General features: G+C 65.4%; 18 protein-coding genes. 12 read left to right on the top strand and 6 right to left on the bottom strand.

Translation table 11 applies throughout. The features are described from left to right. A complete protein-coding gene (locus Q0030_RS24395) occupies positions 1-1,197 on the bottom strand; it encodes a bifunctional 2-C-methyl-D-erythritol 4-phosphate cytidylyltransferase/2-C-methyl-D-erythritol 2,4-cyclodiphosphate synthase (RefSeq protein WP_298372581.1) in 1,197 nt (398 codons plus the stop codon). A 285-nt stretch (positions 1,198-1,482) separates the two neighbouring features. Between Q0030_RS24395 and dusB the strand changes: the two genes are divergently transcribed. From dusB to mgtE, 9 genes are all read left to right on the top strand, one after another. Then, a complete protein-coding gene (dusB, locus tag Q0030_RS24390; RefSeq protein WP_298372950.1) occupies positions 1,483-2,484 on the top strand; it encodes a tRNA dihydrouridine synthase DusB in 1,002 nt (333 codons plus the stop codon). Beyond that, positions 2,481-3,656 carry a nitrogen regulation protein NR(II) gene (locus Q0030_RS24385; protein WP_298372578.1) on the top strand — a complete coding sequence of 392 codons (1,176 nt, stop codon included), beginning with the start codon at positions 2,481-2,483 and terminating at the stop codon, positions 3,654-3,656. The genes dusB and Q0030_RS24385 overlap by 4 nt, the downstream gene beginning before the upstream one ends. A gap of 9 nt (positions 3,657-3,665) precedes the next feature. Next, positions 3,666-5,108 carry a nitrogen regulation protein NR(I) gene (gene ntrC, locus Q0030_RS24380; protein WP_298372575.1) on the top strand — a complete coding sequence of 481 codons (1,443 nt, stop codon included), beginning with the start codon at positions 3,666-3,668 and terminating at the stop codon, positions 5,106-5,108. A gap of 178 nt (positions 5,109-5,286) precedes the next feature. Continuing rightward, positions 5,287-7,743, top strand: a complete 2,457-nt coding sequence (locus Q0030_RS24375; protein WP_298372572.1) for a PAS domain-containing sensor histidine kinase — start codon at positions 5,287-5,289, stop codon at positions 7,741-7,743. A gap of 17 nt (positions 7,744-7,760) precedes the next feature. Beyond that, entirely contained in the window at positions 7,761-9,131 is a 1,371-nt protein-coding gene (locus Q0030_RS24370; protein WP_028331957.1) for a sigma-54 dependent transcriptional regulator, read from the top strand. 372 nt (positions 9,132-9,503) lie between these two features. Next, on the top strand, positions 9,504-9,752 hold the full coding sequence (gene hfq / locus Q0030_RS24365; protein ID WP_006020546.1) for an RNA chaperone Hfq: 249 nt from the start codon (positions 9,504-9,506) through the stop codon (positions 9,750-9,752). Between the two features lie 11 nt (positions 9,753-9,763). Beyond that, on the top strand, positions 9,764-11,158 hold the full coding sequence (hflX, locus tag Q0030_RS24360) for a GTPase HflX (protein WP_298372565.1): 1,395 nt from the start codon (positions 9,764-9,766) through the stop codon (positions 11,156-11,158). A gap of 44 nt (positions 11,159-11,202) precedes the next feature. Further along, positions 11,203-12,378, top strand: coding sequence for an FAD-dependent oxidoreductase (locus Q0030_RS24355; protein ID WP_298372562.1), 1,176 nt, complete (start codon positions 11,203-11,205; stop codon positions 12,376-12,378). Positions 12,379-12,529: 151 nt separating this feature from the next. Further along, positions 12,530-13,900, top strand: a complete 1,371-nt coding sequence (mgtE, locus tag Q0030_RS24350; RefSeq protein WP_298372560.1) for a magnesium transporter — start codon at positions 12,530-12,532, stop codon at positions 13,898-13,900. A 171-nt stretch (positions 13,901-14,071) separates the two neighbouring features. Here mgtE and mazG read toward each other — a convergent pair whose 3' ends face one another. After that, complete coding sequence (gene mazG, locus Q0030_RS24345) at positions 14,072-14,926, bottom strand: nucleoside triphosphate pyrophosphohydrolase (protein WP_298372557.1); 855 nt, start codon at positions 14,924-14,926, stop codon at positions 14,072-14,074. Between the two features lie 128 nt (positions 14,927-15,054). Here mazG and queC point away from each other — a divergent pair, with 128 nt between their 5' ends. After that, on the top strand, positions 15,055-15,774 hold the full coding sequence (gene queC, locus Q0030_RS24340) for a 7-cyano-7-deazaguanine synthase QueC (protein WP_298372555.1): 720 nt from the start codon (positions 15,055-15,057) through the stop codon (positions 15,772-15,774). A 375-nt stretch (positions 15,775-16,149) separates the two neighbouring features. Here the strand turns inward: queC and Q0030_RS24335 are convergent, their stop codons facing one another. Genes Q0030_RS24335 through nthA form a run of 3 tightly spaced genes read right to left on the bottom strand, consistent with a single transcriptional unit; the run spans position 16,150 to position 17,809 of the window. Then, positions 16,150-16,524, bottom strand: coding sequence for a nitrile hydratase accessory protein (locus Q0030_RS24335; protein ID WP_298372554.1), 375 nt, complete (start codon positions 16,522-16,524; stop codon positions 16,150-16,152). Next, complete coding sequence (gene nthB, locus Q0030_RS24330) at positions 16,524-17,183, bottom strand: nitrile hydratase subunit beta (RefSeq protein ID WP_298372552.1); 660 nt, start codon at positions 17,181-17,183, stop codon at positions 16,524-16,526. Before nthB ends, Q0030_RS24335 begins: the two co-directional genes overlap by 1 nt. Next, the gene (nthA, locus tag Q0030_RS24325) at positions 17,180-17,809 is read right to left on the bottom strand and encodes a nitrile hydratase subunit alpha (RefSeq protein ID WP_298372549.1); all 630 of its coding nucleotides are present in this window, start codon (positions 17,807-17,809) and stop codon (positions 17,180-17,182) included. The genes nthB and nthA overlap by 4 nt, the downstream gene beginning before the upstream one ends. A 74-nt stretch (positions 17,810-17,883) precedes the next feature. Between nthA and Q0030_RS24320 the strand changes: the two genes are divergently transcribed. Further along, complete coding sequence (locus Q0030_RS24320) at positions 17,884-18,690, top strand: enoyl-CoA hydratase/isomerase family protein (RefSeq protein WP_298372547.1); 807 nt, start codon at positions 17,884-17,886, stop codon at positions 18,688-18,690. Between the two features lie 27 nt (positions 18,691-18,717). Here Q0030_RS24320 and Q0030_RS24315 read toward each other — a convergent pair whose 3' ends face one another. Continuing rightward, entirely contained in the window at positions 18,718-19,965 is a 1,248-nt protein-coding gene (locus Q0030_RS24315) for a DUF763 domain-containing protein (RefSeq protein WP_298372545.1), read from the bottom strand. Positions 19,966-20,199: 234 nt separating this feature from the next. Between Q0030_RS24315 and Q0030_RS24310 the strand changes: the two genes are divergently transcribed. Then, positions 20,200-20,901 (top strand): L,D-transpeptidase, encoded by a 702-nt coding sequence (locus Q0030_RS24310; protein WP_298372947.1) that lies wholly within the window; start codon positions 20,200-20,202, stop codon positions 20,899-20,901. The last annotated feature ends 139 nt before the right edge of the window (positions 20,902-21,040 follow it).

Below are 21,040 nucleotides of genomic sequence, written 5' to 3'. Positions count from 1 at the left end.
TCAGGCACTCCAGCCGGTTTCATCCCAGGGGAGGCGAACCGTGGCGCTCGCGGTCGCCGCGATGCCTTCCTCGCGGCCGGTGAAGCCGAGCCGCTCGCTGGTGGTGGCCTTGACCGCCACGCGCGAGATGTGGACGCCGGAGATCTCCGCGATCTTCGCCCGCATGGTGTCGCGCAGCGGCCCGATCTTCGGCCGTTCGCAGATCAGCGTCACCTCGAGATTGGCGATCCGGCCGCCGCGCGCGGTGACGCGCTCGACGGCATATTTCAGGAATTGGTCGGACGAGGCGCCTTTCCACTTGGCGTCGCTCGGCGGGAAGTGCGAGCCGATGTCGCCGTCGGCCAGCGCGCCGAGGATCGCGTCGACCAGCGCATGCAGCCCGACATCGCCGTCGGAATGGGCCAAAAATCCCTTCGTGTGCGGCACGCGCACGCCGCAGATCATGACATGGTCGCCGTCGCCAAAGGCGTGCACGTCGTAGCCGGTGCCGGTCCTGATGTCACCGAGCTGGCTTGCGAGCCGCGCTTCCTCGCGCACGAAGTCTTCGGGTGTGGTGAGTTTCATGTTGGCAGCATCGCCTTCAAACGTCGCAACGGTCAATCCCGCCCATTCGGCAAGCGCGGCATCGTCGGTGAAATCACTGCGGCCCTCGCGCGCAGCACGACGATGCGCCTCCAATATTACGTCGAAACGAAATGCCTGCGGCGTCTGCGCGATCCGCAAGCGGGCGCGCTCCGGCGTCGCCTCGACATCGCCGGTATCGCCGGTGAGCTTGATCGTGTCGGTGACGGGAATGACAGGGATCGCAGCGCCGGTCCGGCCGGCCGCGGCGATCGCACGGGAGATCACTGCCGACGTGACGAAGGGGCGCGCGGCATCGTGGATCAGCACGATGTCGGGCTTCGCGCTGGCGAGCGCCTCGAGCCCGGCATGGACCGAGGCCTGCCGGGTCGCGCCGCCCGGCGTCGGCGGTTGATGGCGGAGGCCTGCGACCGCTTCGTCGAACAGCGCGGCGTCGTCAGGATTGACCACCGGCTGCACCGCGAACACGTCGGGGTGTCCGGAGAACGCCTCCATGGCGCGATAGATCACCGTCTGTCCGCCGATCGTCCGGTACTGCTTTGGTCCGCCTGCGCCGGCGCGCAGTCCACGGCCGGCTGCGACAAGGATGGCTGCGGTACGCTCAGGCTTCGGCATGTTGAACCAGTGACAGACGAATCGGGGATGAGGGGAGCGGCGGGGACCGCCGCGCACAGCCCTTAGCATGACCGCTGCGCAAAAACAGAGCGTTTGCCGATGACTGTGGGAAAAGCAGATTTTGTTGCAGTGCACCTGCACAGGTGGTAGGAATGTCTAAACCGTAGGCATGAGCCTTGACTGCACAAGAATTGTGCGCAGAATAGGCGACGTCAGCTGCAATGGCGTGGCTGACAGAACGACGAGACGGCTGTGACCGGCGTGCAAAGTACTCCTCGTAACCCATTGAAGATAGGTGATATTGCTGTCGCCAACCGGGTTCTCCTGGCGCCCATGTCCGGCATCACCGACGCGCCCTTCCGGCGACTCGCCGCCAGTTTGGGTGCCGGACTGGTGGTCTCCGAGATGACCGCCAGCGACGACCTGGTGAACGGCAAGCCGATGTCGAAGCTGCGTTGTGAGGCAGCCGGGATCGGGCCGCATGTGGTCCAGCTTGCCGGCTGCCAAACCCACTGGATGGCGGAGGGCGCTCGGATCGCCGAAGGCGCCGGCGCCGACATCATTGACATCAACATGGGCTGCCCGGCGCGCCACGTGACCGGCGGCCAGTCCGGCTCGGCCCTGATGCGCGACCTCGACCACGCAGTCACGCTGATCGAGGCGACGCTCTCGGCGGTCAAGGTGCCGGTGACGCTGAAGATGCGGCTCGGCTGGGACGATCGCTCGCTCAATGCGCCCGAACTGGCGCGCCGCGCCGAGGCATCAGGCGTGCAGATGATCACCGTGCATGGCCGCACACGCTGCCAGTTCTACAAGGGCGAGGCCAACTGGAACGCGGTGCGCGCGGTCAAGGATGCCGTCACGATCCCGGTCGTGGTCAATGGCGACATCACCTCGTTCGACAGAGCGGTCGGCGCGCTGGAGATGTCGGGCGCGGACGCCGTCATGATCGGACGCGGCGCGCAGGGGCAGCCCTGGCTGCCCGGCCAGATTGGCCGTCGGCTCGAGACCGGCATCGCCGAGGCTGCGCCGTCGCTCGCCGAGCAGCTCAAGCATGTTCGCGCGCTCTATGACGAGGTGTGCAGCCACTATGGCCTGCGCATTGGGCTCAAGCATGCGCGCAAGCATCTCGGCTGGGCGCTGGAGACCGCTGCCGCCTATAGCTGCGCACCGGCGGCAACGCTGAAGACCTGGCGGCAGGCGATCCTGACCTCCGAGCAGCCATCCAGCGTGCATCGCGCGCTCGAGGACGCCTACGACGATTTTGCCTGGAGTGCTGCCGCATGACGTCAGCCATGGAATTTCGCCGGCCCGTGCCTACCGACGGCGAGGCCATCCTCAATGCACTGCCCAATCCGGTGCTGCTGGTCGCACCCGACGGACGGATCGTTGACGCCAACATCGCCGCCGAATCGTTCTTCGAGATCTCGACGCAGTTCTTGCGCCGGCAGTCGCTGAAGGAGCTGGTGCCGTTCGGCAGCCCGCTGCTCGCGCTGATCGAGCAGGTGCGGGCGAGCGGCTCGCCGGTCAACGAATACAAGGTCGATCTCGGCACGCCACGGATCGGCGGCGATCGCCAGGTCGACCTGCACGTCGCGCCGCTGACCGAGCGGCCCGGGCATATCGTGGTGATGCTGCAGGAGCGCACCATCGCCGACAAGATGGATCGCCAGCTCACCCATCGCAGCGCGGCGCGCTCGGTGATCGCGCTGGCCGCGATGCTCGCCCATGAGATCAAGAACCCGCTGTCCGGCATCCGCGGCGCCGCGCAGCTGCTGGAGCAGCAGGCGTCCTCCGAGGACCGGCTGCTGACGCGGCTGATCTGCGACGAGGCGGACCGTATCGTGACGCTGGTCGACCGTATGGAAGTGTTCGGCGACGACCGCCCGGTGGCGCGCGGGCCGGTCAACATCCATTCCGTGCTCGACCACGTGAAGCGGCTGGCGCAATCGGGCTTCGCCCGCAACGTTCGCTTCATCGAGGACTACGATCCGTCGCTGCCGCCGGTGCTGGCCAACCAGGACCAGCTGATCCAGGTATTCCTCAACCTCGTGAAGAATGCGGCCGAAGCGGTCGCCGATCTCGGCACCGATGCGGAGATCCACCTCACCACGGCGTTCCGGCCGGGCGTGCGGCTGTCGGTGCCCGGCAAGAAATCGCGGGTCTCGCTGCCGCTGGAATTCTGCGTCAAGGACAACGGCTCAGGCGTGCCGGAAGATCTGCTGCCGAACCTGTTCGATCCCTTCGTCACCACCAAGCAGACCGGCAGCGGGCTCGGCCTCGCGCTGGTCGCCAAGATCGTCGGCGATCACGGCGGCATCATCGAATGCGAGTCGCAGCCGCGCAAGACCACCTTCCGCGTGCTGATGCCGATGTACAGCGCCGCCAAACACCACGACCAAAGCAACCGCGATGACGTTCCGGGTACGTCCTCGCCTGCCTCTCAGGATACACGATGAGGAACACCAATGCCTGCAGGTAGCATACTTGTCGCTGACGACGACACCGCCATCCGGACCGTCCTGAACCAGGCGCTGTCGCGCGCCGGCTACGAGGTGCGCCTGACTGGCAACGCTGCCACGCTGTGGCGCTGGGTCAGCCAGGGTGAGGGCGATCTCGTCATCACCGACGTGGTGATGCCCGACGAGAACGCGTTTGACCTGCTGCCCCGCATCAAGAAGATGCGGCCGAACCTGCCGGTCATCGTGATGAGCGCGCAGAACACCTTCATGACCGCGATCCGTGCCTCCGAGCGCGGCGCCTACGAATATCTGCCGAAGCCGTTCGACCTGAAGGAACTGATCACCATCGTCGGCCGCGCGCTGGCCGAGCCGAAGGAGCGGGTCTCCAGTCCCGCCGACGACGGCGAGTTCGACTCGATCCCGCTGGTCGGCCGCTCGCCGGCGATGCAGGAGATCTACCGCGTGCTGGCGCGGCTGATGCAGACCGACCTCACCGTGATGATCTCGGGCGAGTCAGGCACCGGCAAGGAGCTGGTCGCCCGCGCGCTGCACGACTATGGCCGGCGCCGCAACGGCCCGTTCGTCGCGGTCAACATGGCGGCGATCCCGCGCGACCTGATCGAATCCGAATTGTTCGGCCATGAGCGCGGCGCGTTCACCGGCGCCAACACCCGCGCCTCCGGCCGCTTCGAGCAGGCCGAGGGCGGCACGCTGTTCCTCGACGAGATCGGCGACATGCCGATGGAGGCGCAGACCCGGCTGCTCCGCGTGCTGCAGCAGGGCGAATACACCACCGTCGGCGGCCGCACGCCGATCAAGACCGACGTGCGCATCGTCGCGGCCTCCAACAAGGATCTGCGCATCCTGATCCAGCAGGGTCTGTTCCGCGAAGACCTGTTCTTCCGCCTCAACGTGGTGCCGCTGCGGCTGCCGCCGCTGCGCGAGCGCATCGAGGATCTGCCCGACCTGATCCGGCACTTCTTCTCGCTCGCCGAGAAAGACGGTCTGCCGCCGAAGAAGCTCGACACCCAGGCGCTGGAGCGGCTGAAGCAGCACCGCTGGCCGGGCAACGTCCGCGAGCTGGAAAACCTCGCCCGGCGGCTCGCCGCGCTCTATCCGCAGGACGTCATCACCGCCTCGGTCATCGACGGCGAGCTGGCGCCGCCGGCCGTCACCTCCGGCAGCACCGCGACCATCGGCGTCGACAATCTCGGCGGTGCCGTGGAGGCCTATCTGTCCTCGCACTTCTCAGGGTTCCCGAACGGCGTGCCGCCGCCGGGCCTCTACCACCGGATCCTCAAGGAGATCGAGATCCCGCTGTTGACCGCCGCGCTGGCGGCGACCCGCGGCAACCAGATCCGGGCCGCCGACCTGCTCGGATTGAACCGCAATACGCTGCGCAAGAAGATCCGCGACCTCGATATCCAGGTCTACCGGAGCGGCGGCTAGGGCGGACGGGGCGGAGCGCGAGCCCCGCTACCGTTATTGAGTAGTCACAAATGGTTTTGAGGAACACGGCGCCGCACCGCCGTTGGCGCCGCGGAAATGTCGCAATTCGGCAACATTGTGATATGATTGCATCAGTTCGCAATTCCCGCGGGCGATCGCATTCAGCTCAATTGCCGGTATGACCAGCGCAGAGACCACCGCTTCAACGTTACACGCGCCCCCGGCCGAGCCCAATGCAGAGGCGCGGGGCTTCCCGCTGCGGCGCTGGCTGGCGCCGTTCGCCGTGGCGATCGCGCTGCTGTCGGCCTTCCTGACCTTCGTGGTGCTGACCGGCCTGACCCCGATCGAGCCGACCTCCGAGGTCGTCCGCTCCTTCCTGATGATCAACGCCGCCACCATCCTGCTGCTGGTCGGCATCATCGTCCGGGAAGTCTGGCAGATGGTCCAGGCGAGGCGGCGGGGCCGGGCGGCGGCACGGCTGCATGTGCAGATCGTTGGCCTGTTCTCGGTGATCGCGGTGCTGCCCGCCGTGCTGGTGTCGATCGTTGCCAACGTCACCATCGAGCGCGGCCTCGACCGGCTGTTCTCAGGCCCCACCAAGCAGGTGATCCAGAACTCGCTGACGATTGCCAGCGCCTACATGCAGGAGCACGCGCAGCTCATCAACGGCGACACCCTGGCGATGGCCAACGATCTCGCCCATGCGCGGCCGCTCTACGACCAGGATCGCATGACGTTCCTGCAGCTGATGACGGCCGGCGCCGAGTCGCGCAACCTGCCGGTCGCGGTGCTGATGGACAAGGACGGCAAGATCGTCGCCAGCGCCGAAACCGGCGTCCGCCTGAACTATGAGGCGCCGCCGCCGGACATCCTCAAGGACATCAACGAGACCGAGCCGAAGATTTCGGTCTTCCCCGAAAACTACGTCGCCTCCGTGGTCCGCCTGCGGGCCTATGACGACATGTTCCTGTACGTGGCGCGTCTGCTCGATCCGGCTGTCGTCGCCCAGCTCAAGCAGACCCAAACCAGCGCCGCCGAGTATGCCCAGCTCGAGACCCGCCGGCTCGGCATCCAGGTGGCGTTCGCGCTGATGTTCGCGGTGATCGCGCTGACCATCCTGATGGCCTCGGTGCTGATCGGCCTCAATTTCGCCAACGGGCTGGTGTCGCCGATCCGCCAGCTGATGGGCGCAGCGAGCGAGGTCTCGACCGGCAACCTCAATGTCCAGGTGCCGGTCCACAAATCGGCGAGCGACCTCGCGCTGCTCGGCGAGATATTCAACAAGATGACCCAGGAGCTGCGCACCCAGCGCAACGAGCTGGTCGATGCCAGCGAGACCATCGACAGCCGCCGCCGCTTCATCGAAGCGGTGCTGTCGTCGGCCAGCGCAGGGATCATCGGGGTCGATGCCTCCGGGAGCGTCGGCATTCTCAACCGCTCGGCGGAGAAGCTCATCGGGCATGCCGAGTCGGAGACGCTCGGCCATCCGCTCTCGGACGTGCTGCCAGAGCTCGACGAGATGATGAAGACGGCGCGCGAAGGCACGCAGCGCCTGGTGCAGGGGCAGGTCACGATCCTGCGCGACGGCAATGAGCGCAATCTGTCGGTTCGCGTCTCGGCCGAGCAGACCAGCCAGTCGCGCGACAGCTACATCATCACCCTCGACGACATCACCGAATTGGTCTCCGCGCAGCGTACCTCAGCCTGGGGCGACGTCGCCCGCCGCATCGCCCACGAGATCAAGAACCCGCTGACCCCGATCCAGCTCTCCGCCGAGCGCATCCGCCGCAAATTCGGCAAGACCATCACCGAAGAGAAGGACAAGTCGATCTTCGAGCAGTGCACCGATACCATCGTGCGCCAGGTCGACGACATCAGGCGCATGGTCGACGAGTTCTCGCGCTTTGCGCGGATGCCGAAGCCCGTGATGGAAGGCGAGGACGTCGCCGACGTGGTGCGCCAGGCCGTGTTCCTGATGAAGGTCGCGCATCCCGATCTCGACATCGAGGCCGACATCAGGCAGTCGCCGCTGCCGGCACAATTCGACCGCAGGCTGATCTCGCAGGCCTTGACCAACATCATCAAGAACGCGACCGAGGCGATCGAGCAGGTCCCGCGCGAGGAGCTCGGCAAGGGCCGCATCGACGTCGTGGCGCAGCGCGAGGGCGACGACATCCTGATCGATGTCGTCGACAACGGCATCGGCCTGCCCAAGGTCGCCCGTGCGCGCCTGCTCGAGCCCTATGTCACGACGCGGGCCAAGGGCACCGGGCTCGGCCTTGCGATCGTCGGCCGCGTTCTCGAGGACCATGGCGGCCGCATCGAGCTCAAGGACGCGTCCGATTTCCGCGAAGGCCAGCGCGGTGCCTGGATGCGGCTGCGCTTTTCCGTCACGGGCCAGGCCGCCAAGCCGGACAACAAGGAACAAAAGCCGGACGTGAAGTCATCCGACCCCGACAGTGAAAAAAATCCGCCGCAAGAGCCGACCAACGGCCCGGCACAGGCGACCAACAATGAACCAAAAATCCAAGAACGAATCCAAGAACCCGATCAGCAAGAACCAAATAACCAAGAGCCAAATGCACAAGAGCCAACAAGCCAAGAGCCAAGAATCAAAGCCGCGACGGGCGACTGACAACGCAGGTGTAACCCATGGCAAGTGACATTCTGATTGTCGACGACGAAGCTGACATTCGCGACCTCGTTGCGGGTATCCTGGACGATGAGGGGTTCTCCACGCGCACCGCGCGCGACAGCGATTCGGCGCTTGCCGAGATCGCCAACCGCCGCCCGAACCTGGTCTTCCTCGACATCTGGCTGCAGGGCTCCAAGCTCGACGGCCTGCAGCTGCTCGAGCAGATCAAGAAGGACAATGCCGATCTGCCGGTAGTGATGATCTCCGGCCACGGCAACATCGAAACCGCCGTCGCCGCGATCAAGCGCGGCGCCTATGACTTCATCGAGAAGCCGTTCAAGTCGGACCGGCTGATCCTGGTGGCGACACGGGCGCTGGAGACCTCGCGGCTCAAGCGCGAGGTCAAGGAGCTCAAGCAACTGGCGCCGGCAGCCAGCGTCCTGACCGGCCGCTCGGCCTGCATGAACCAGCTGCGCCAGACCATCGACCGCGCCGCCAAGGCCAACAGCCGCATCCTGATCGTCGGTCCGTCCGGCGCCGGCAAGGAGCTTGCCGCGCGCACGCTGCATCATGCGTCCGGGCGCGCCGAGGGGCCGTTCGTGGTGATCAATGCAGCCGCGATCACGCCGGAGCGCATGGAGATCGAGCTGTTCGGCATCGAGGGATCGAACGGCGAGCAGCAGCGCAAGGCCGGCGCGCTCGAGGAAGCGCATGGCGGCACGCTGTTCATCGACGAGATCGCGGACATGCCGCGCGAGACCCAGAACAAGATCCTGCGCGTGCTGGTCGATCAAACCTTCCAGCGCCAGGGCGGCACCGGCAAGGTTCATGTCGACGTTCGCATCATCTCCTCGACGGCGCGCAACCTTGAGGAGGAGATCGCAGCGGGCCGGTTCCGCGAGGATCTCTATCATCGCCTTTCGGTGGTGCCGATCCGGGTGCCGCCGCTGTCGGAGCGCCGCGAGGACATCCCCGAGCTGATCGACTATTTCATGGACCAGATCTCGGCGGCCACCGGCCTGCCGAAGCGGCAGATCGGGCAGGACGCGATGGCCGTGCTGCAGTCGCATGTCTGGCCGGGCAACGTCCGCCAGCTCCGCAACAACGTCGAGCGCGTGATGATCCTAGCCGGCGGCGGCCCGGAGGCGATCATCACTGCCGACATGCTGCCGCAGGACGTCGGCTCCATGGTGCCGGCGATGCCGACCTCCAACAATGGCGAGCACATCATGGGCCTGCCGCTGCGCGAGGCGCGCGAAGTGTTCGAGCGCGATTATCTGATCGCCCAGATCAGCCGCTTCTCCGGCAACATCTCGCGCACCGCGGAGTTCGTCGGCATGGAACGCTCGGCGCTGCATCGCAAGCTGAAGGCGCTCGGGGTCGGCTGACCCCCATACGCTCGGACCGGTAATCGCCGGCGGCCTGGCGCGAAGCCCCGGCGGTCAGCCGCCGGGGAAGCAGGCCAAGCCTGGATACTGGTGGGCTGGCGAACGAGGCGAGGGCAGGGCCGGCACAACCGGGGGATTTATCCACTCTCTACGAGAATATTCCTCTCTTTCCCTGCGCTTTCTTAGAATTGCCACCGTGTTCCTACCGACTGCTGCGCGAACCGGCTTGCCTAAAAACCGCGCGTAGCCTCTAATCCTACCGCTACGCCTGCCAGAGGGGGATCTCAGGGCAGGTGGGCAGCCGGAGGAGGCTCCGTCAGAGAGCCGCAACCGGTTCAATAAAAAGAAGCACAAGCTTGCGGGACAAAAACAATGGCGGCAGACCGCGCACAAAATCTACAAGACACCTTCCTTAATCACGTTCGTAAGACAAAAACGCCACTGACGATTTTTCTGGTCAACGGGGTAAAGCTGCAGGGCATTGTCACATGGTTCGACAATTTCTGCTTGCTGCTGCGGCGCGACGGTCACTCGCAGCTTGTCTACAAGCACGCGATCTCGACCATCATGCCCGGCGCTCCGATTCAGCTGTTCGAAGGTGGTGAGGACGCACCGGCTTGAGAGTGAACTGATTGGAACCCTTCAATCGTGAAGGGGGCGCCGACCGGAGCAAGTCTAGGCCCGGGTCGGCGGGGGACCTGAGCATCGGGCGGGTGATCGTCATCGGCCCGTACCTGCGCACGCGCCGTGGCGACGGCGATGCGCAAACGGATTCTTCTGTCCGCGACTATGAAGCGCGGATCGAGGAAGCCGCCGGCCTCGCCGGTGCGATCGACCTCACCGTGGTGGAATCCGTCGTCGCGCCGATCAGTCAGATCCGGCCCGCGACCTATCTCGGCAAGGGCAAGGTCGACGAGATCAACGGCCTCGTCGCCGGCGACAAGGTCGAGCTCGTGGTGATGGATTGCGCGCTGTCGCCGATCCAGCAGCGCAATCTCGAGAAGGCCTGGAGCACCAAGGTGCTCGACCGCACCGGCCTGATCTTGGAAATCTTCGGCCGCCGCGCCAAGACCAAGGAAGGCGCGCTGCAGGTCGAGCTCGCCCATCTCAATTACCAGCGCAGCCGCCTGGTGCGGTCGTGGACCCATCTCGAGCGCCAGCGCGGCGGCTTCGGCTTCATGGGCGGCCCGGGCGAAACCCAGATCGAGGCCGACCGCCGCCTGATTGGCGACCGCATCACGCGGCTAGAGAACGAGTTGAAGAAGGTGCAGGCGACGCGGCGGTTGCATCGCGCCGGACGCCAGCGCGTGCCGTATCGCGTGGTGGCGCTGGTCGGCTACACCAATGCTGGCAAATCGACCCTGTTCAATCGCCTGACACGCGCCGACGTGCAGGCCGCCGACATGCTGTTTGCGACGCTCGACCCGACCCTGCGCGCACTCAACCTGCCGCATGGCGGCAAGGCGATGCTGTCGGACACGGTCGGCTTCATCTCCAATCTGCCGACCCAGCTGGTGGCGGCGTTCCGCGCCACGCTGGAGGAGGTGCTGGAGGCCGACATCATCCTGCATGTCCGCGACATCTCCCACGAGGATGCCGAGGCGCAGGAGCGCGACGTCGAGGCGGTGCTGCATCAGCTCGGCATCGATCCCGACGCCGATGGCGGCCAGCGCATCATCGAGGTCTGGAACAAGATCGACCGCTTCGATCCCGAGGAGCGGGACAATCTGCGCAACATCGCCGCGCGCCGGCCACCGGAACGGCCGTGCTTCCTGGTCTCGGCTGTGACCGGCGAGGGGATCGAGGAGCTCTTGACCGCGATCGAGGATCGCCTCGCCGCCAAGCGCATCACGCTCAATCTTTCGATCGACGCCTCCGATGGCGCCGGCATCAGCTGGCTGCATCGCAATGCCGAGGTCCTGAACAAGGAGCTCAATGGCGAGCGCTTCGACATGACGGTGCGGGTCGACGAGACCAAGCGCGACATCGTCATGTCACGATTCGATGCTCTGCCGCACGGGACGTAACGTCCCGGACATCCGTGGCGGCAAGGGGGATCGAAGTGGGATCGATGTTCAACCGTCGAACATTTCTCGGCGGCGGCCTGGCGAGCGCTGCGGTCGCGGGCATTTCAACGCGTGGTGTTGCCGACAACGCTGCCTTCGTCGACGCACCCGCGCTCCGGCCTGTCCTTGCGCGTCCGGATCGCATGTTTCGTGTCACCGTATGCCTGCGTCCGTTCCGCGCCGCCGGTCCGCGCATCGAAGCGGAGTGGATCGACAGCAAATATGTCGTCCACAATTACGGGCACGGCGGCAGCGGCTGGTCGCTGTCCTGGGGCGCCGCGCAGGAGGCCGTGCCGCTCGCCCTGCAATTGAGCGCGCGTAACATTGCCGTCCTCGGCGCCGGCGCGATCGGTCTGACGACCGCGATCACCGCCCAGAGGATGGGCGCGACTGTCACGATCTACGCCAAGGAGCGCTTCCCCCAGGTCCGCTCGGCGCGTGCGACCGGGGACTGGTCGCCGGATTCGCGGATCGCGATGGAAGCAGATGTCGCGCCGGACTTTGCCGACCGCTGGGAGCGGATGGCGCGTGCGACCTTTGCCACCCATCAAAGCTATCTCGGCCTTGCCGGCAATCCGATCGAATGGACCGATCGCTATCTACTCTCCGACGATGCGCCCGACGCCGACGGCCGTCCGCACCGGCGTCAGCATGCCTCGGGCGAGGGCCAGAACAAATTCCTCGAATTGCGCGGCCGGATCAGGTCGCTGACGCCGCGATGGGACTTGCTGGCCGCCGGATCGAATCCGTTTCCCGCGCCATACGCCTGGAAGAGCGCCTCTCTCACCTACAACGTCACGGATCTCTACCGTCAGCTCGAAGCGGAGTTTCAGCGCGCCGGGGGACTGTTCGCGCCGATCGAATTGCACTCGCCGTCCGATCTTTCGAAGATCCGCGAAACCGTCATTGTCAACTGCACCGGCTATGGTGCCCGTGCGTTGTTTCATGACGAGAGCATCGTTCCGGTGCGTGGCCAGATCGCCTGGCTCATTCCCCAGCCGGATGTCAATTACGGCGTCTTCTACCGCAACCTCAGCGTCCTCGGCCGGCGCGACGGCATCGTCGTCCAGCCGGTCGGCGAAAATGATTATTTCGGCTTCAACGACGACAACGAGACGCCGGATCTCGCCGCCGCGCGGCAGGCGGTGGACGACGCAGCCAGGTTGTTCAGCCGGGCCTGATCCGGTACGCCGCCTCGCAACCTGCCGAAATATGACGGCGCTGTGACGCGGCCTCACTCCGGTCCGCCTGCGGCGTCCCGCCGCACTTTCCGTTTGAAATCTGCGCCGCCTTGGTTCATTGCGCTGCTGGACGCAAAGGCGAGGGCGATCGATGCAGGACTCCAGCGAAATCAATACGAAGGAGACGCTCGCCGGTCAGAACGGGGACCTGGCCCATGCGCGGGCGCCCGAAATCGTCGATGCCCTCAACGCGCAGGAACCGGCCGATGCCGCGAAGCTGCTGCAATCGCTGCCGTCCGAAAAGGCGATCGAGGTGCTCGACCTGCCCGGGCTCGACAACACCTGCGAGATACTGGCCGAGCTGCCGAAGGACAGGGCGGTCTCGCTGCTGTCCGGTGTTTCCGACGACCGCGCCGCCGACATCTTCAAGGAACTGGTCGAGCCGCTGCGCACCACGCTGCTGAACGGCCTCAATCCGGATACCCGGAGCGTCATTTCGGGGCTGCTGGCCTATCCCGAGCGCAGCGCCGGCAGCATCATGACGACCGAGTTCGTCAGCGTGCCCTCGAACTGGACCATCGCCGAGGTGCTGCATCACATCCGGATGGTCGAGCGCACCCGCGAGACCGTCTACTCGATCTTCGTGATCGACCCGATCAAGAGGACGCTGATCCAGGCCGTGCCGCTGCGGCGCCTGATCTCGGCCGATCCGCACGCCAATGTGCTGACCGCGGCACCGGCGCGGCGGCCCTTGATGATCTCGCCCGAGGCCGATCGCATGGAGGCGGCGCGGCTGATCTCGCGTTACGATCTGCTTGCGGTTGCGGTCGTCGACGGCCCCGGCCATATCCTCGGCATCGTCACGGTCGACGACGTCATCGACGCCATCGTCGAGGAATCGACCGAGGACGCCCAGAAGTTCGGCGGCATGGAGGCGATCGACGAGCCTTATCTGCGGATCGGTTTCGGCGAGATGATCAAGAAGCGCGCCGGCTGGCTGTGCGCGCTGTTTCTGTCGGAAATGCTGACCGCGACCGCGATGCAGTCGTACCAGAGCGAGCTCGAGAAGGCGATCGTCCTGACGCTGTTCATCCCGTTGATCATGAGCTCCGGCGGCAATTCCGGCTCGCAGGCCACCTCGCTCCTGATCCGTTCGCTGGCGCTGCACGAGGTGCGGCTGCGCGACTGGTGGCGTGTCGCGATGCGCGAACTGCCGACCGGTGTCGTCCTAGGTTCCATTTTGGGTCTGATCGGCATTGTCAGGATCACGCTCTGGCAGACGCTTGGTCTGTTCGACTACGGCCCGCATTGGGCGCTGGTGGCCGCAACCGTCGGCGGCGCCCTGATCGGCATCGTCACCTTCGGATCGCTGTGCGGCTCGATGCTGCCGTTCATCCTCAAGCGCATCGGCTTCGATCCGGCCAGCGCATCCGCGCCGTTCGTCGCCACGCTGGTCGACGTCACCGGCCTCGTGATCTATTTCGGCGTTGCGGCGGTTATCCTGCACGGCACGCTGCTGTGAGGTGAGGGACTGCGCATTTTGACGCGGCCCCTCCACATATTCGATGTCGTCCCTGCGAAAGCAGGAACCCATAACCACCGGCCATCGTTAACGCGCTTGGTCGCAGTTCCACACGACAACTTCGCCCGCCGATGACTCGCGCGGGACTGTCATCGTCACCCAATCGTTAGATCACGCGGTATGGGTCCCTGCTTTCGCAGGGACGACAGCAGTGGCGGCGGTTTTGGCCTCGTTCCACAGCGCGTCCATCTCTTCCAGCGTCGCGCCCTCGAGCGAGCGACCCTTCGCGGCGAGCGCCTTTTCGATATAGGCAAAGCGCCGCTCGAACTTTGCGTTGGTCGCGCGCAATGCGGTTTCCGGATCGGCGTCGACGTGGCGGGCGAGGTTGACCAGTGCGAACATTAGGTCGCCGGTTTCCGCCGCGATCTCCGCTTTGTCGTTGCGGTCGAGCGCGGCCTCGATCTCATCGGCTTCCTCGCGGATCTTGGCGAGCACGGCGCGCGGGTCGTTCCAGTCGAAGCCGACGGTGGACGCCTTGCGCTGCAGCTCCATCGCCCGCGTCAGGGCAGGGAGGCCGGCCTTCACGCTAGCTAGCAACGATGTGTGCGCGGTGTCTTCCGGCGGACGCCGCGCCGAACGTTCGGCCTTCTCCTCGGCCTTGATGCGCTCCCAGGCGCTCTTGACGCCGGCCGGCTGGATATTGCCGTCCTTGTCGGCAAAGACGTGCGGATGACGGCGGATCATCTTCGTCGTGATCGCCTCGACCACATCTCCAAATGCAAAGGCGTTCTGCTCTTCCGCCATCCTTGCGTGATAGACTACCTGCAGCAGCAGGTCGCCGAGCTCCTCGCGCAAATCGTCGAGATCGCCGCGGGTGATTGCATCGGCGACCTCATAGGCCTCCTCGATCGTATAGGGCGCGATGGTCTCGAAATTCTGTACGAGGTCCCATGGGCAGCCGGTCACCGGCGTGCGCAGCGCAGCCATGATCTCGATCAGGCGGGAAATGTCGCGGGAAGGGGTCATGGGACACCGGACTGTGAGGGGTGTACGCCTTATGCCAAATCGGCCCTGTCGATCCCAGCAAAACGCGCCGGAATCGCGGCGCTGTCCACCGATTGGCCATGGCGCCAAGGAGTGCTAAATCGCGTTCCATGACCGATCAGAACAATTCCGACACCGCGCTGGTGCTGTTTTCCGGCGGCCAGGATTCCACTACCTGCCTTGCCTGGGCGTTGGACCGCTTCGCGCGCGTCGAGATGCTCGGCTTTACCTACGGCCAGCGCCACGCGATCGAGCTCGATTGCCGCGACCGTCTCCTGGACGGCATCAGGGCGCTGCGGCCGGACTGGGCAGTAAAGCTCGGCGACAGCCACACGCTGGCGATCCCGACGCTGTCGGAGATTTCCGATACCGCGCTGACCCGCGACGTCGCGATTGAAATGGGTGCGGACGGGTTGCCCAACACCTTCGTGCCCGGCCGCAACCTCGTGTTCCTCACCTTCGCTGGGGCGCTGGCCTATCGGCGCGGCATCCGCCACATCATCGGCGGCATGTGCGAGACCGACTATTCTGGCTATCCGGATTGCCGCGACGAAACCATCAAGGCGCTGCAATCCGCGCTCAGCCTCGGCATGGCCAGGGACTTCGAGCTGCACACGCCGCTGATGTGGCTCGACAAGGCCGCGACCTGGCGGCTCGCGCACGAGCTCGGCGGGGCAGGGCTGGTCGATCTGATCCGCGAGCACTCGCACACCTGCTACCTCGGCGAACGCGGCGCCCAGCACGATTGGGGTTATGGCTGCGGCGAGTGCCCGGCCTGCAGCCTGCGCGCCAAGGGCTGGCGGGAATATGTCGCGCAGGGTGGCCCGTAGCCGTGGGCGGATAGCCGTCCGCAGGGGCGCACTGCCAAAATATCGAAAACAACCCCATGCAAAGGAGCCGGTGGCTGCCAGCGTTCGACACGGCAACTTGACACGTCGGGCAACTCAGCGGTACTTTTCCATTATTCAGAAATCGTGCGGGCTCGGCTCGACCGGGCGATCCGGACAGCGCCTTAAAAACGCGAACCCATTCTCATCGTCGTCCTGGCGAAAGCCAGGACCCATTACCCCAAATGAGAATTGTTGCGCGATGCTGGGGGGCGCGATCCCGTCCATCATCAAATGCGGTGGTTATGGGTCCTGGCTTTCGCCAGGACGACGAGTGTGATGAGGCGCGCGACGACGAACGAAAGAGAGAGGGCGCCGCTACTCGAAATCCGCAGCCGTCAGCACGATCGGCTGGCCGTGCGGGGTGCGGTCGGCGGCGTGGTCCCAGGCGTCGCGGTAGCGGTGCAGCGTCTCCGGTGTCGTGACGCCCTTGGCGGCGACGAGATGTTCGAGGGTCGCGAGCCAATGCTGGTAATAGGTCTCGCCGGTGTCGGGATCGCCGGCCGCCTGTGCGCGCTTGATCTGATCGGCAAGCGCCGCCGCCCATTCGGGCCAGGTGAACACGCCGCGGTCATGCAGCGTCAACGCCATCGCAAACGCCTGCGCTTCCCACGGCGCGCGGAACACCGGGCCGTCCTGATCGCGGGGAATGCTGGAGACAGCGCTGGTCGCGCGCGCGGCGGCGGCATCCATTACACGGCCTCCAGATACGGCTCGAATGCGTCGATCGAGACCTTGATGGTCGGATCGGAGTCCGGTCCCCACAATTCGCGTCCGTCGAACACGACGGTGTACAGCCATTGCGGATGCTCGCCGGCATCGTTGGCCACCGTATCGGGAAACACGTGACAGCCATGATCGCGCTCGACCACCCCGACATGCCCGCGCACGTAGCGCGGCAGCCGCGTGTGCGTGGCGGGATGGATGTTCTTCGCCCGTACCCGATCACCGGCCTTGAATTTCGCCGGGGCCTGTGCGGGGCGGCCGAACTTGCCGCGCACCATGATGCGCTCGACATCGGGGATCGAGAACTTGCCGTGCTTGAGCGACTTCGCCGGCGCGACGGAATGACCGGCCGCGACATCGTCGTTGGAGATATAGCCCTTGTCGAGCAGCAAGGCTTCCAGCCCGAGCAGCCATTTCCTGTAATAGGAACTCGACAGATAGACCTGCGGGGGCAGGGTCTCGCGATAGAAGCGGGACGCATCGATGTTGAAGGCGCCGGCCGCGCCCATGGCGCGGACCATGGCGAGCACCCGCGATTCCCATTCCTGATGGAACATCGGCTCGTTCGGCTCGGGCTCGACCTTGCCGAACCCGTCCATGCCGCCCATGTCGTGGACGCCGTTCACGATGGTGCTCCCGGCGCTTTCGGGAATCCGGTGCCGATCATGGAATCGCGCGTCACGAGGTCGGCGAGCTGTTCTTCGCTCCAGCCCTCGGTGCCCGCGGGCCGCATCGGCAGCACCAGGAAGCGTGTTTCAGCCGTAGAGTCCCAGACCCGGATTTCCGTCTCCTTCGGCAGGCTCACGCCGAAATCGGCGAGCACGCCGCGCGGGTCCTTGACCGCGCGCGAGCGATACGGCGAGGCCTTGTACCAGACCGGCGGCAGGCCGAGCATCTCCCAAGGGTAACAGGAGCAGAGTGTGCAGACGACCATGTTGTGACGGCCGGGCGTGTTCTCGATCGCGACCAGATGGTCGCCGACCCGGCTGACATGGCCGAGAGTGCCGACTGCCTTGGAAGCGTCCTCGAGCAACGCCTTCTTGAAGGCGGGATCGGTCCAGGCCTTGGCGACGACCCTGGCGCCGTTATGCGGGCCGATCTTCGTCTCATAGGCCTGCACGATGGCGTCGAGCGCCGCAGCCTCGACATAGCCCTTTTCGGTCAGGATCGATTCCAGCGCGCGAACGCGCAGTTCGGTCTCCGACAGTTCAGAATGGTCGTGATCGTGGTGGTGATGATCATGTTCGCTCATGCCCAGAGAATAGGCGAAACGGCCGTGCTATGTCGAGGCAAGCAGTGCACAACAATGCGAGCTGGGAGGTATGCGTGGTTGACGATGTGACGATCGAGAAGGGCCTCGGACCGGAGGGCCGCATCGCAGTGGTGCAGTTCGACCGTGGTGACGGTATCAACGCGCTGTCGCCAGAGGCGCTCCGGCAGTTGACCGATGCGGCGCGCAGCTTCGAGGACGATGGCGAAACCTCGGTGGTGGTGTTGACCGGCGGTGCCAAATCGTTCAGCGCCGGCTTCGACCTCAAGGATGCCGAAGGGCGCTCGCGCCAGACCATGGATATGGGCACGCTGCGCCGTCACCTGAAGCTCGGGCCGCGGCTGACGCGCGCCTGGCAGGAGATGGAGCAGGTCACGATCGGCGCGATCGAGGGCTTCTGCGTCGGCGGCGGCTTGGCGCTCGCCGTCGCGCTGGATTTCCGGGTCATGGCGCGCGATGCGCATCTGCGCGTGCCGGAGATTGCGCTCGGCATGAACATGAGCTGGCAGAGCGTGCCGCGCATGCTGCATTTGATAGGGCCGGCGCGCACCAAGCAGGCCGTGATTCTGGCCGACGACCGGATCTCGGCTGGCGAGGCTTACGAATGGGGCCTGGTGGAGCAGGTGGTTGATCCGGGCAAATCATATGAGGCCGCGATGGCGCTCGCGGCCAAGGTCGCTGCCCAGCCGCCGATTTCGGTGGCGATGACCAAGCTGACGGTCAACCGCCTGGCACATGCGCTCGACGATCTCGCCAGCCACATGGATCTCGACCAGTTCGCGCTGGCGAGCCTGACCGACGATCACAAGGAGGGCGTCGCGGCGTTCCTCGGACGGCGCAAGCCGCGCTTCCGGGGACGCTGACAGGCGTCACGGTCGACAAGCGCGGCACTAGCGTTTGGTGATGCGGTCGCGGCCGGCGAGGTCGGCCTCCCAGCCGAACACCGAGCGGCCGTCGAGATCAGGCGAACGCGCGCGCTCGTTGGCGACGTAAGCATCGAAGGACGGCCCGGTTGCGGTCAGCTCGAGCCTGCGGGCCTGATCATCGAGCCGCTTCAGCGCCTGCAGCTCCTCGTCGCGGCCGAGCTTCGCCTGCACCACCGCCGATTTCAGCACGCCGATGGTCTCGTCATAGACCTTGATCGGTACCGGAAATGGATGACGGTCCTTGCCGCCATGCGCGAGCGAGAAGCGCGCCGGATCGCGAAACCGGTACGGCGTGCCGTGGACGACCTCAGCGACCATGGCGAGCGACTCCACGGTGCGGGCACCGACGCCGGGCGTGAGCAGCAGTTCGGGGAAATCCAGCGGCCCGCGCTCAGTTGCTGCGGCGAGGGTGCCGTGCAGGCGGCGGATGAAGACGTCGCTCGAGCGCACGTCGTGATGCTCAGGCATGATCAGGTGCAACAGATCGCCCTGCGCCTCCACCTGCTCGGTCAGTTCGGCATATTCACGCGCGATGCCATCGGGACCGAGCGCGGCGAGCAAGTCGAGCTGAGCCTGGCGCGAGGCGTCGGCGCGGCGGTCGGTGAGATTGACGATCTCGCCCTGGGCTGGACCGTCGATCGCGCTGTGTGGCTCGTCGACGAAGCTGCGCAGCCCCTCGGAATGCCAGTGGTAGCGTCGCGCCTGACGCTTGTGGTCGTTCATGCCTTGCTGGACCACGGTCCATTTGCCGTCCGCGGTGACGAAGAAGCCATGCAGGTAGAGCTCGAAGCCGTCCTGGACCGCGGCGCTGTCGACCTTGGCCACCAGACGGCTGGCGCGGGTGAGGGCAACGCCGTCAAAGCCGGTCCGGTCGCCCAGCGCCGACAATTCGTCCGGCGTGCGCCGCGAATGCCTGCCGCGGCCGCCGCAGACATAGATGCCGAGCTCGTCCTGCAGCGGCGCCAGCCCGCGCTTGAGCGCGCCGATGACGCTCGTGGTGATGCCCGATGAATGCCAGTCCATGCCCATCACGGCGCCGAACGACTGAAACCAGAACGGATGCGAGAGCCGCCGCAGGAACGCGTCACGGCCGTAATGATGGACCACGGCCTGCGTGATGATGGCACCCAGCGTCGTCATGCGCTCCGCCAGCCACGGCGGCACACGGCCACCATGGAGGGGCAGATCGGCGCTGCCGGTACGTCGGGCCATCGGTCTCCAAGCCTCGAACTGGTGTCGTTGAGTCGGGGGCAGACTATCAGGCAAAGCTTTCGGGCGTTGCGAATCCCCGCATAAGACCGACCCACAGAACGGAATTCCTTAGCTTTTTCTTGAAAGTTTCCCTTCATAAAAAAGCGCGAAATCCCCCATAAGAGTGTCGTAACGGGGTGGTTCCCCGACATTAGATTGTCGCGCCTTTTGGAAAATCTCGGAAAACCCGAAATCATGATCATGGACCGTGGAATTGCCGGCGCGATGGGCAAGGGCGCTCTGTCTGGGCCTCGTTCGCCGCGTCTCAACCGCCGGGCGTTTCTATTCGGCTCCGCTGCCGGTCTTGCCGCACTGGGCCTGGCCGGTTGTGCATCCGACTACATGAGCCTGGCCGAGGCTGAGAAAGTCTACGGGCCCGTGCCTGACGAGAAATTCCCGATCCCCGCGGTCGATGTTAGCAAGGTCAAACCGCAATATTTTCGCAAGACAGTGCGCTACGACAGCGATGAGGCACCCGGTACGATCATCATCGATCCCAGCAAGTACTATGTTTACCGCATTGAAGGAGAGGGAAACGCGACCCGCTATGGCGCCAATGTCGGCCGCGATGGATTCCGGTGGAGCGGGGAGGCTTATGTCGGGCGCAAAGCCGAATGGCCTACCTGGACGCCACCCAAGGAGATGATCGCGCGCCAGCCGGAGGCGGGCAAATATGCTCGCGGCATGCCGGGAGGTCTCGACAATCCACTCGGCGCCCGCGTGCTCTACCTCTATCAAAACGGGGCGTACACGCTTTACACGATCTATAGCACCAGCGACCCCGAAACGATCGGGAACGGCATTACGAGCGGCTGTACCGGCCTCCTCAGTCAGGACATGATCGACCTCTATTCGCGAACGCCGCTCAAAACGAAGGTGATCGTGCTCCCGGCCTAGGTAACGGCAGGCCGAGGATGCGCTCGCATCGGAGCAGGCGGCCGTCGCAGGGGATCGCAATCACGCACGATGCGGACAAGAGAATATGACGCGCTTTCTGCATCGAAGGCGCGCGCGTATCCGGTCAGCGCGATCCGGC

This window comes from uncultured Bradyrhizobium sp. (assembly GCF_947648125.1).
In the GTDB taxonomy this organism is placed as follows: Bacteria; Pseudomonadota; Alphaproteobacteria; order Rhizobiales; family Xanthobacteraceae; genus Bradyrhizobium.
Note: the sequence above shows the minus strand (reverse complement) of the source record. Positions and strands in the feature narration are given on the sequence as shown.